This is a genomic window from Paraburkholderia aromaticivorans (genome assembly GCF_012689525.1).
Classification (GTDB): Bacteria; Pseudomonadota; Gammaproteobacteria; order Burkholderiales; family Burkholderiaceae; genus Paraburkholderia; species Paraburkholderia aromaticivorans_A.
Window position 1 is genome coordinate 548,280 of the sequence record NZ_CP051515.1, and the last position, 11,664, is coordinate 559,943.

Here is an 11,664-nt window from a genome sequence, read left to right on the forward strand (position 1 = left end):
AGGTCAACGGAGACGCTTTCATGCAGCCGGCTTCATCCGCTGGACGCACCGCTGCGCAGTTGTTGTCGGAGTACGCGCTCAGCGTGCGCTTCGAACAGCTGCCCGACGACATCGTGCGGCTCGCCAAAGACTGCCTGATCGATGCGATCGGCGCGGCATTGTACGGACACGAAGTGGAAGCGGGCAAGGCTGCGCTGCGCTATGTCAGCCATGCGGCCGCGGGCCCGTGTGCGATCCCCGGCACGAGCCGGCGCGTCGCGCCCGAAGCGGCGGCGTTCGCGGGCGGCGTGCTGGTTCACGCGGCGGAACTCGATAGCTTGCGGCAACCGGGCGCGGGCGTACATCCCGGCGCATCGCTGGTGCCGGTTGCGCTGGCCGCCGCGCAGGTCTATGGCGCGTCGGGACGCGAAGTGCTGGCGGCGCTCGTCGCCGGTATCGAGATGCTATTTCGCATCGGCACGGCGACGAAACATTCCGCCGAAGCCCGCGGCTTTCATGCGCCGGGTCTGACGGGACCGTTCGGCGCCGCGATCGTCGCAGGCAAGCTGGCCGGTGTCGATGCGGATACGCTGCGGCGCGCATTGGGCATCGCCGGCTCGTTGAGCGGCGGATTGCTCGAATTCGCGAAATCGGGCGACGGTGGTCTCGTCAAACGTGTCCACCTGGGGCGCGCGGCGCAGTCGGGCATCGTTGCCGTGCAACTGGCGCAGGCGGGGTTCGACGGGCCGTCGACGGTACTCGAAGGGCGCTACGGTTTTCTGCAGGCGTATTGCGAGGCCTCGGACGCGGCGCGTCTGACCGACGGTTTAGGCACGCGCTATGAAACGCCGACGCTATGCCTGAAGCGCTACGCGTGTCACATCGTGGCGCACACGCCGGTCTATGCCGCGCAGCAACTGCGCGCCGCGCACGATATCGACGCGCGCCGTATCGTCGCGATCCGGATCGAGGGCGCGCCGCGTCTTGCTGCGAATCACGATATCAAGCTGCCCGCCAATCAGGTGCTCGCGCAATACAGCGTGCCGGTTTGCGTGGCGGCGGCGCTGCTGCACGATGCCGACGATCCGTCGACCTTCGGTGAGCGCCTGTTGCAAGACGAAGCCATTCGCGAGCTCGCGCAGCGCGTGACGCTGGTCGCGACCGACGCAACGGGTCTTGCCACCGTCACACGCATCACGCTCGAAAACGGCACGACCTACGAACTGCCACAGAGGGATTTCCCGGGCTGTCCTTCGACGCCATTCACACCGGCCCAATTGCGCGCCAAGTTCATGCGGATGACGAAACAGCTGGGCACCGCGGCGCACACCTTGTTCGAGCGGCTGGACCGGGCGGAGCACGAAGCGGATCTGCACTGGCTCGACGCGATGCCTGCATCGTCGCCCGATTCATTGCACAGACCGTCGCCCGATCTATCGCTTGTACGAGGAGACCGCTGATGAGCATCGCGAAGTCGCTGGGTGAACGCATCGCGGCGTTCACTTCCGCCGACGTGCCCGGCGAAGCGTTGCGCTGGGCACGTATTGGCATCATCGATACGATCGGCGTGACGCTGGCCGGTTCGGCGGAACCCTGCGCACGGATTGCCCGGGCCGTGGCGGCGCCGTCAAACGGAGCCGCGCTCTTGGTCGGCACGCGGGAACGGATGAAACCCAGTGACGCCGCGCTCGTCAACGGCACGGCCGCGCATGCGCTCGACTTCGACGATTGCAGCAATACGCTGGGCGGCCATCCTTCCGCGCCGATCCTGCCGGCGCTCTTTGCGTTGGCCGAAGAAGTGCACGCGAGCGGCCTGCGGCTCGTCACCGCATACGTAGCGGGTTTTGAAGCGCAGGCGCGCATCGCGCATGCCGTCAATTTTCATCACTACGACAAGGGCTGGCATCCAACGGCGACGCTCGGCGTATTCGGCGCGTGCGCCGCGTCGGCGCACCTGCTAGAGCTGGATGCGGCGCACACGGCGACGGCGTTGTCGATTGCCGCGTCGTTCGCCTCCGGGATCAAGGCCAATTTCGGCACCATGACGAAGCCGTTGCATGTCGGTCATGCGTCGCGCAACGGCTTAATCGCGACGCTGCTGGCGCGCGAAGGATTCAGCGCCGGTGACGAAGCCTTCGAACATCGGCAAGGCTTCTTCAATGTGTACAACGGTGTGGGCTATTACGACGCCGAGGCGGCGCTGACGCATTGGGCTGACCCGCTCGACATTGTCGAACCCGGCATTGCGATCAAGCAGTATCCCTGTTGCGGCAGTACACACCCCGCGATCGACGCGATGCTGATGCTCGTCAGCGAATACGGACTGAAGCCGGACGATGTCGAATCAGTTGTCTCGTGGACGCATCCGCGACGCCTTCAACATACCAACCGCCCGCAGCCGGCCAGCGCGCTCGACGCGAAATTCAGCGTGCAGTATTGCGTGGCCCGCGCACTGGCGCAAGGACGCGTGGTGCTGTCCGATTTCGAAGGCGACGCGTACGCTGATCCGGCGATTCGCGCGCTCATGTCGAAGATCGTCGCGGAGCCGGATCCGTTGGCGGACCAGCAACCGGATCATTTCGGCGCGGAAGTCGTGGTTCAGTTGCGCGACGGGCGGCGCGTGTCGAAACGCGTCGCGCGCGCGGCGGGCCGAACGTCGGCCAATCCGCTGCCGGACGCGCGGATCGAAGCCAAGTTCCTCGACTGCGCGAATCACGCATTGACGCCCGATGCGAGCCGCGACGCGTTGGGTATGTTGTGGCGCATCGACAGCATGGAAGACATCAGCACGTTGACCGGTTTACTCGAAGCAGGTTTGCGGCGCTGACGCAGGCGTCGCGCTGCCTTGGACAGGGCTTCATCCGAACAAGCAAGACAATCGCGCGGCTATGACCGCCGAAGGAGACAGGCATGAACGACTCACTCGTCGCCGCGCGCGTCGACCGTTTGCCGAACTCGCGGATGCATCGCGAATGGATGTTCCTGTTCGCGATTCCTCTCTTCTTCGATAGCTGCGATATCAACACGTTCGCGTCGGCGGCGCCCGCGCTAATGCGGCATTGGCACATCGCGATCAATGAAATCGCGCTGATCACGTCCGCGAGTTTCATCGGCATGTTTTTCGGCGCGACGCTCGGCGGCTTGCTGTCGGATCGGATCGGGCGCAAACGCTCGCTGATGGTGTTCGTGCTGATCTCGTCGCTCGGTTCGCTGGCAACGGCGGTCGTGCCAAGTGTCCCGTATCTGTTCGCGGCGCGGGTCGTCACCGGTTTCGGCATTTCCGCGGGCATGGTGACGGTGATGACCTATATCGCCGAACTGTTCCCGGCGCGCTCGCGCGGCACCTGGCAGTCGTGGGCCATGGTCATCAACCTGTGCGCGATTCCGCTGACGAACTTCGTCGCGCGGCTGCTCGTGCCGTACGGACCGGACGGCTGGCGCTGGGTCTTTGTGTGGGGCGCGCTTGGCGTCGCGTTTCCACTGATCGCAAAGCGGCTTCCCGAGTCGCCACGCTGGAGCGCGCGAGCCGGGCGCTTCGACGAAGCGGAAGCCGCGCTCTCGGCGATGGAGGCAAGGAGCATCGCCGAAGGAAACGTGCTGACCACGCCCGAGGTCGTCGTGCGGCCGCCCGAAACACGCGAACCGTGGATGACGATGTTCAACAGCGTCTACCGCCGCCGCACGCTCACGCTCTGCGCGATCTGGCTGCTGCAGACGATCGGCTTCTACGGCTTCGAAGCATGGGTGCCGACCTTGCTGGTGCATCACGGCATCACGATTGCCCGCAGCCTCACGTATTTCACCCTGATCAACGTGGGCGCGCCGCTTGGCGCATTGCTCGCGGTCTATCCCGCCGACCGTTTCGAACGCAAACATCTGATCGCGCTCGTCGCGCTATTGATCGCGGGATTCGGCTTGCTGTACGGGTTGAGCTTCACGCCGGTGCTGATCGTGACGTTCGGGTTCGCGGTCGGCATGCTGACGCAGACCTTCGCAACGCTGCTCTATTCGTACACGCCCGAACAGTTTCCAACCGGCGTGCGCAATAGCGCAACCGGCCTCACGTATGGCGCGGGCCGGATCGCGAATGTCGCGAATGCCTTCGTGATCGCCGCGATATACACGAACTACGGCTATGTGACCGTGTTCATGTATATCGCGGGCGCGTGGTTCCTGACCGCATTGATCACGCTCGTCTTCGGCCCGCGGACTACCGGCCGCAGCCTCGAAACGCTGAACCCGGTCGTGGATGAAGTGGACGCGGCGTCGCTGACGCCGCTCGCCGAATATCCGCGACGCTAGACCACACTGGAACTGGAGAGCCAACTGATGACCCTCGACGAACTCAACGATATGGACGTGCTCGTAATCGGCGCGGGCAACGCCGCGGCCAATGCCGCGCTGGCCGCGCGCGAAGGCGGCGCGAAGCGCATCGCGCTGCTCGAAAGCGCACCGGAGGAAGCGCGCGGCGGCAACTCCGCATTCACGGGCGGCGCGTTCCGTTTCGTCTACGATTCCGTCGACGACCTGCTGAAGCTCGCGCCGGATATCGCGGAACTGGATCTGCCGAACATCGATTTCGGCACCTACACGCGCGAGCAGTATTTCGATGATATCGGGCGGCTAACCGAGTTCCGCGCCGACCCGGATCTGACCGACGTGCTGATCGGCAGCAGCTACGACGCCGCGCTGTGGCTCAAGCGGCATGGCGTGCGTTTTCAACCCGCGCTGGGGCGGCAGGCGTTTCGTGTCGAAGGCAAGTTCCGCTTCTGGGGAGGGCTGGCCTGCCACATTCTGGGCGGCGGCACGCATCTGGTCGAAACGCTGCATCATGCGCTGAATGATGCGGGAATCGGCGTGCTCTATCGCACGCAGGCAATGGGCCTGCTGCATGGCGACGGGCGCATCGAAGGCGTGCGCGCGATGCATGAGGGCCGCCAGGTCGACATTCGCGCGAAAGCGGTCGTGCTCGCATGCGGCGGCTTTGAGTCGAATGCGGAGATGCGTGCGCGCTATCTCGGGCCGAACTGGGACCTGGCGAAAGTGCGTGGCACACGCTACAACACGGGTTGGGGCCACAAGATGGCGATGGAAATCGGCGCTGCGGTAACGGGGCACTGGTCCGGTGCGCATGCGGTGCAATGGGATATGAACGCGCCCGAGTATGGCGATCTGACGATCGGCGATCGCTTCCAGAAGCATAACTACCCGTTCGGGATTCTGGTGAATGCGAAGGGCGAGCGTTTTCTCGACGAGGGACTCGACTTTCACAGCTTCACGTACGCGAAATATGGGCAGGAGGTCTTGCGCCAGCCAGGTCTTTTCGCTTGGCAGATCTTCGATCAGAAAGTCGTCGACTTGCTGCGTGACGAGTACCGGATCGCGCGCATCACCAAAGAGACGGCGAACACGCTCGAAGAACTGGCGCCGAAACTCACGGGCGTCGATCCGGAAGGTTTTCTGCGTACCGTGCGCGCGTATAACGAGGCGCCACGGCCCGATGTGTCGTTCAATCCGAACATCCACGACGGTCTGCGCACGCGCGGGCTCGCCGTCGACAAAACCAACTGGGCCAATCGGCTCGACACGCCGCCTTATGAAGCCTATGGCGTTACCACGGGCGTGACTTTCACGTTCGGTGGACTGAAGGTGTCGACTGAGGCCGAAGTGCTCGACACGTCGGGCACGCCGATTCGCGGGCTGTTCGCGGCGGGCGAGATTGTCGGCGGTCTCTACTATCACAACTACGGCAGCGGCACGGGGCTCGTCGCCGGCGTGGTGTTCGGGCGCCGCGCCGGGGAAGGGGCGGCGCGGCTGGTTGCACGCTGACTCGGACGCTAACGGAAACGCTCGGGGGACTCACTACGATGCTGCTTATCGATAACGACTGCGTCGCGCGCGTGCTGACGATGCGCGATTGCATCGACGTGCAGGAACGCGCGTTCGCCGGATTGCCGGATGGCGCGTCGATTGGGCGTCCGCGTATCGACACGTATGTGCCGACGCAGCGCGACGACAGCTATTACCGCTTCGGCTCGGTCGACGGCGCGACCGGCGGCATTCTGGCGGTGCGGCTGAAATCGGACGTGATGGTGTGGCCGCGTGACGCCGACGGCCGCGCCGGCAGCGAGCAGAAGTACTGCGTCGAGCCCGGCACGTATTGCGGATTGGTGATGCTGTTCAGTACAGAAAACGGCAAGCCGCTCGCGATGCTCAACGACGGCCACCTGCAACACATGCGCGTGGGCGGCGCGGCGGGGCTCGGCACGCGGCTGCTCGCACGCGAGGACTCGCATACCATCGGCATGATCGGCTCGGGCGGCATGGCGGAAACGTTTCTTGAGGCGCTGGCGGCGGTGCGCGACATTCGCCGCGTGCGTGTCTTCAGCCGTCGCGAGGCGAACCGTGTGCGTTTTGCGCGGGACATGGCGGCGAAACTGGGCATCGAAGTCGAAGCTGTCGGCGCGGCCGAAGAAGCGGTACGCGGCGCCGACATCGTCGCCACCTGCACCGACAGCATGACGCCCGTGATCGACGCCGATTGGCTGGAGCCCGGCATGCACGTGGTGGCGCTCACGCCGCGTGAATTCGACGCCAGGGTGGCAAGCCGCTTCGACGTGCGCATCGCGCAAGGCCATGAACGCTTGCCGATGGAAGAGGGCGAACGCTTTAGCCAACGTGTGTCGGGCAGCCCGAATGCGTTTATCGGTGGAAGCAGCGAGGAGCGGGCGCGTCTGCCCGTGTCGCGCGGGGAAAGGGTGGATACGGCGGGCTGGCCGGTCTATACCGACGTGATAACCGGCCGCGCGCCGGGCCGCACGAATGCCCGGCAGATCACCTTCTATTACACGGTGGGCAACTGGGGCGTGCAGTTTGCAGCGGTGGGCGGGCATGTGTATCGGGAAGCGTCGCGACTAGGCCTTGGCATTGCATTGCCGGATCACTATTTCCTGCAGTCCATTAGAAATTGAAAAGAGCGTGACTCGCTATCGTGACGCAGCAGTGCTGTGCGGTTTCGTCGATTGACGATTCGCCCTCTACACCAATCATCTCCAATTCCTCGCTGCGAGTCCAAGTCGCATTTTCTAGCGCTTTTATAAGTCGCGACTATCGGCTACGCGTACGCTGGCAGTTTTCCTACGTAGATTGTCCTTATTCGACGTATGACCTGGCATTGGGGACTTAGTATTTTGTTATCCAATCAGTAAATAATTCCAAACATGGCAGCCGAGCGGCGCTGCTATTCTTGAATCGACAAACGATGGTTGTGATTCGCAACGGCTTGCATCGCTTTTCATCACCCCCATGCGAGGATTGGAAAATGAATATGAAGAGGAAGTTGACGACAGCATTTGGCGCACCGGTCGCCGACAATCAGAACACTCAGACCGCGGGTCCGAATGGCCCGGCGCTGTTGCAAGATGTGTGGCTCCTCGAAAAGCTGGCGCACTTCGATCGTGAAGTCATTCCAGAGCGCCGGATGCACGCAAAGGGCTCAGGCGCATTCGGCACGTTCACTGTGACGCACGACATCACGAAATACACGCGGGCAAAGATTTTTTCGCAAATCGGAAAGAGCACGGAAATGTTCGCGCGCTTCTCGACGGTTGCCGGCGAACGCGGTGCGGCCGACGCTGAACGCGACATTCGCGGCTTTGCATTGAAGTTCTATACCGAAGAAGGCAACTGGGACATCGTCGGCAATAACACGCCGGTGTTCTTCTTTCGCGACCCGCTGAAGTTCCCGGACCTGAACCATGCGATCAAGCGTGATCCGCGCACGGGCATGCGTAGCGCACAGAATCAATGGGATTTCTGGACTCAGCTTCCTGAAGCGTTGCATCAGATTTCGATCATCATGAGCGATCGCGGCCTGCCGAGTTCTTTCCGTCACATGCACGGCTTTGGAAGCCACACGTATAGTTTTATCAGCGCGGCAAATGAACGTTTCTGGGTCAAGTTTCATTTCCGCACGCAGCAGGGTATCAAGAACTTGACGGACGCTGAGGCCGAGGCGTTGGTTGGCCGGGATCGCGAATCACATCAGCGCGATCTGTATGAGAGCATCGAGCGCAAAGATTTCCCGCGCTGGACACTGTTCGTGCAGATCATGCCCGAGAAGGAAGCGGGCACGTACCGCATCAATCCGTTCGACCTCACCAAGGTATGGCCGAAGTCTGATTATCCGTTGATCGAAGTCGGTGTGATGGAACTCAATCGTAACGCTGAGAACCATTTTGCGGATGTCGAGCAGGCTGCATTCGCGCCGTCGAACGTCGTACCGGGAGTCGGCTTCTCACCGGACCGGATGCTGCAAGGGCGACTCTTCTCTTATGGCGATACGCAGCGTTATCGTCTGGGCGTCAACTACGCACAGATTCCGGTGAATTCGCCGAGAGGGGCGAGCTATGTCAATAGCTATCACCGTGACGGTCAAGGACGTACAGACGGCAACCAGGGCGGCACGATCTCCTACGAACCGAACACGCGTGACGAGTGGGTCGAGCAGCCGGACTTCCGCGAGCCGCCGCTTAGCCTGGAAGGCGCTGCGGATCACTGGAATCATCGGGTCGACGACGATTACTACTCGCAAACGGGCGTTTTGTTCCGCAGTATGTCAGCCGCGCAACAGCAAGTGTTGTTCGAGAACACCGCGCGGGCACTGCAGAGCGTGTCGGATCCGGTCGTTCAGCTTCATATCGAACATTGCCGTCTTGCGGATCCGGCTTACGGTGCAGGTGTCTCTGAGGCGGTTGGAAAGCTTGCAAACGCGAACTCGAAACGCGGCAACATAAGCTAGTCGAGTTGAATCAATGATTCAACGCGCTATCGCGGGGCGGCAAAAGCTTTCATGGATTGCCGACTCCGCGAACAGGCGTCACGCCGTGACGCGAACTGTGCGCTGCCGGCGTCCAGATCGTTATCAACGAAAACGGCCGGCTATATGCACAGGAATATTCTCTGGCGTCACGACAACGACGGAAGAGGATGGCGATACGGCTGACGCTGGCAACAGCTTCTGGAAATGCATGATGTGTTGGCACGCCGAGCGCATGTCTTGACGTAAATCGTGATGCAGAATTGCCTGTACCTTACCCTCGCGCAGAAGACGCACGTTGTCCCGATCCAGGTCGTGCCCGATAAAGCAAATCGGAGCTTGTTGTTGCGCTTCGAGCGCTCGAAGGATGGCGACATTTCCGCCTCCCATTGAGTAGACCGCGGAGACTTTGATCTGCGTCGCGAGAACCTTCTGGACGCGCGCTTCAGTTAGCGTGTCGAGACCATGGCCACCGCTGGCGTCGACTAACGTAAGTTGCGGATATCGGATCCTCAACGCTCGCCGAAAGCTTATTTCGCGTTCTTCTTCACCTCTGAACCGTTCGTCGCTCATCGTTATCAGGATTTTGCCTGGTCGTGGACTTAGCCATTGCGCAACAAGGTAGGCGGCGGTGGCGCCCGCGACCCGATTATCCAGCCCGGCATATGCAATGCGTCCGGACAGCGGGATATCGGTGAAGATGGTAATGACCGGGATGCCACGCCGCTGCAGCTCGCCGATTGCTTCAGCAATCTCGGGAACATCGCGAGCCTTCAGGAAAACCCCGTGACTTCCTCGACGTCCGATCGAGTGAAGAGCCTCGACTACCTCAGCCGTTGTCATCGTTTCGCGCATCAGAAAACGCAGACGAAAAACTACCGGGTGCATTCCCGGCAGTTCTGCTTCAAGTGCGTCCTTGATCTCATCGGCAAAGCGCGCGGGAGCTTCTACGACCACGTCGATCATGAGTTTTCTTCCGACGGTCGCCAACTGCAGTTCCTGCTTTTCGAGTTCCTTGATTGCCTGCTCGATGCGCTTGCGCGTATGTTCTCGCACGTGCGCGCGTCCATTGAGCACACGGTCGACTGTGGCTACCCCGACCCCGGCCTGTAGAGCGATCTCCTTGATGAGAAAGCGGTGAGCCACGACAGATCCCCTCGGATTTGATGTGTTTTTGATGGATTAATGATAACCCGTCGGCAATTCATGGGGCTATGCTGTGATGCACAGAGGGAGACAGACATGGGCCGCAGCCAGGATCGCATCGAAACGCCGGGGCAGAGTTGGTACCGCGAACGCGATTGCGCTTTAAACGAATTCGTCGCTTTGCTGGAGGGCGATGACAACGGCCCGACGCGCTATGCGGCGGAAGTCGCGCAGCGGATTCCCATTTACGACTGTCAGCAACTCGATGGCATGACGCGCGATACATCCGAGAGAGCGCAGTTGCAGGCGGAATGGGCTCGCGTCTTTCACGGTGGCGCTGGGGTACTCGTGCTTCGGCGAGCATTTGTCGATACCGGGCCTGTCGACGACGCAACGGCCGTCTTCGAATCCATTATTCGTAGTGAGCGCGAGCAAGGCGCGAGTGCGGCAGACCACTTCGCAAAGGCAGGCGCGAATGACCGGATCTGGAACGCCCAGGAGAAGCTCTGCCTGCGAGCGCCCGAAGTATTCGCGGAATACTTCTCAAATCCGATGCTGATGATTGTGTCGGAAGCGTGGCTCGGACCGTGTTACCAGATGACGTCACAGGTCAATGTAGTTCGCCCCGGCGGCGCTGCTCAACAGGCGCATCGCGATTACCACCTCGGCTTTCAGACGGTTGAAAAGGCCGAACGCTATCCTGCGCACGTCCATCGGATGTCCCCCTTCCTCACCCTGCAGGGCGCGGTGGCGCATAGCGACATGCCGGTTGAGAGCGGACCGACGAAGCTCCTGCCGTATTCGCAGCGATATGACGAGGGATATCTGGCGTGGCGCCGAGCCGAGTTTCGGGAGTATTTCGAGGACCATTTCGTCCAACTGCCGCTCTCCAAGGGCGATGCCGTGTTCTTCAATCCCGCGTTGTTCCATGCGGCCGGCGCAAATCACACCACGGACGTTCAGCGCATGGCGAATCTCTTGCAGGTCTCGTCGGCTTATGGCCGGGCAATGGAAGCGCTCGACCGCAGGAGAATGTGCGAGGCGGTGTATCCGGTACTGCGCGAGCGTCGCGCGTCGGGGCGGATAAGTGACACGGAAGCCACCGCGGCAATCGCATCCTGCGCTGAGGGATACCCGTTCCCAACCAACCTCGACCGCGACCCGCCGGTCGGCGGGTTGGCGCCGGAAAGCCAGCAGGAACTCATGCGCCGCGCACTCGACGAGGATTGGGATGCCGCGCGATTCACGCTCGCCTTGAACGAGCACGCTGCGCGACAGCGCTCCGCCGATCCGCAATCTGGCACGAGTTAACAATTTCTTTAGACTAAGTCGATGGTGCAAAAGACGGTCTGATCGCAGGATTGACAAAGCGATAGCCACGCGACGCCGCATCCTCGCGGGAACCGGATCGCCTTACGGCCGGTCATGCACTGACCGTTTCCGCACTTGTGGGAAGGAGAAATTGACATGAAAACGCTTCGAATCGTGGCGCTCTGCGCGATCGGCATGTTCCTTGGACAAGCGTGGGCGCAAGACAAACCAGTACCATCGGGAACCGCACCGTCTGTTCAGGATGTCGGTGGCGTCACCGACGCGTCGAGGGGTGAGACGGGAATGGCAATGAATCCGGCGCGGCAGGCCTATCCGGACCTCAACACTCTGCAATCCGGGGAGCAAAGCCGTATCGTCGCCAATACGTTCCGCCACCATTGACCGCCGCG

General features: G+C 61.8%; 9 protein-coding genes. 8 read left to right on the forward strand and 1 reads right to left on the reverse strand.

The features are described 5' to 3' along the window. The first annotated feature begins 20 nt into the window (after nt 1-20). The 6 genes from HF916_RS14305 to HF916_RS14330 all read left to right on the forward strand — a co-directional run bounded on the left by HF916_RS14305 (nt 21) and on the right by HF916_RS14330 (nt 8,779). Nucleotides 21-1,439, forward strand: a complete 1,419-nt coding sequence (locus tag HF916_RS14305; protein ID WP_168789589.1) for an MmgE/PrpD family protein — start codon at nt 21-23, stop codon at nt 1,437-1,439. Then, nucleotides 1,439-2,806 (forward strand): MmgE/PrpD family protein, encoded by a 1,368-nt coding sequence (locus HF916_RS14310; protein WP_168789590.1) that lies wholly within the window; start codon nt 1,439-1,441, stop codon nt 2,804-2,806. The genes HF916_RS14305 and HF916_RS14310 overlap by 1 nt, the downstream gene beginning before the upstream one ends. A gap of 83 nt (nt 2,807-2,889) precedes the next feature. Beyond that, nucleotides 2,890-4,281 (forward strand): MFS transporter, encoded by a 1,392-nt coding sequence (locus HF916_RS14315; RefSeq protein ID WP_168789591.1) that lies wholly within the window; start codon nt 2,890-2,892, stop codon nt 4,279-4,281. Nucleotides 4,282-4,308: 27 nt separating this feature from the next. After that, entirely contained in the window at nt 4,309-5,808 is a 1,500-nt protein-coding gene (gene tcuA / locus HF916_RS14320) for an FAD-dependent tricarballylate dehydrogenase TcuA (RefSeq protein ID WP_168789592.1), read from the forward strand. Nucleotides 5,809-5,846: 38 nt separating this feature from the next. Next, nucleotides 5,847-6,950: an ornithine cyclodeaminase family protein gene (locus tag HF916_RS14325; RefSeq protein ID WP_168789593.1), complete on the forward strand. Its 1,104-nt coding sequence runs from the start codon at nt 5,847-5,849 to the stop codon at nt 6,948-6,950. Between the two features lie 350 nt (nt 6,951-7,300). Next, nucleotides 7,301-8,779 carry a catalase gene (locus HF916_RS14330; protein ID WP_168789594.1) on the forward strand — a complete coding sequence of 493 codons (1,479 nt, stop codon included), beginning with the start codon at nt 7,301-7,303 and terminating at the stop codon, nt 8,777-8,779. 123 nt (nt 8,780-8,902) lie between these two features. Here HF916_RS14330 and HF916_RS14335 read toward each other — a convergent pair whose 3' ends face one another. Further along, complete coding sequence (locus tag HF916_RS14335) at nt 8,903-9,943, reverse strand: LacI family DNA-binding transcriptional regulator (protein ID WP_168789595.1); 1,041 nt, start codon at nt 9,941-9,943, stop codon at nt 8,903-8,905. A 96-nt stretch (nt 9,944-10,039) separates the two neighbouring features. On the opposite strand from HF916_RS14335, the gene HF916_RS14340 reads away from it, so the two are divergent. Next, nucleotides 10,040-11,254, forward strand: a complete 1,215-nt coding sequence (locus HF916_RS14340; RefSeq protein ID WP_168789596.1) for a phytanoyl-CoA dioxygenase family protein — start codon at nt 10,040-10,042, stop codon at nt 11,252-11,254. Between the two features lie 156 nt (nt 11,255-11,410). Continuing rightward, nucleotides 11,411-11,656 carry a hypothetical protein gene (locus HF916_RS14345; protein ID WP_168789597.1) on the forward strand — a complete coding sequence of 82 codons (246 nt, stop codon included), beginning with the start codon at nt 11,411-11,413 and terminating at the stop codon, nt 11,654-11,656. Nucleotides 11,657-11,664 lie beyond the last annotated feature (8 nt).

Coding starts and splice junctions, on each gene's coding strand:
- HF916_RS14305 (WP_168789589.1), top strand. CDS start 21: ATGCAGCCGGCTTCATCCGCTGGACGCACCGCTGCGCAGTTGTTGTCG.
- HF916_RS14310 (WP_168789590.1), top strand. CDS start 1,439: ATGAGCATCGCGAAGTCGCTGGGTGAACGCATCGCGGCGTTCACTTCC.
- HF916_RS14315 (WP_168789591.1), top strand. CDS start 2,890: ATGAACGACTCACTCGTCGCCGCGCGCGTCGACCGTTTGCCGAACTCG.
- tcuA (WP_168789592.1), top strand. CDS start 4,309: ATGACCCTCGACGAACTCAACGATATGGACGTGCTCGTAATCGGCGCG.
- HF916_RS14325 (WP_168789593.1), top strand. CDS start 5,847: ATGCTGCTTATCGATAACGACTGCGTCGCGCGCGTGCTGACGATGCGC.
- HF916_RS14330 (WP_168789594.1), top strand. CDS start 7,301: ATGAATATGAAGAGGAAGTTGACGACAGCATTTGGCGCACCGGTCGCC.
- HF916_RS14340 (WP_168789596.1), top strand. CDS start 10,040: ATGGGCCGCAGCCAGGATCGCATCGAAACGCCGGGGCAGAGTTGGTAC.
- HF916_RS14345 (WP_168789597.1), top strand. CDS start 11,411: ATGAAAACGCTTCGAATCGTGGCGCTCTGCGCGATCGGCATGTTCCTT.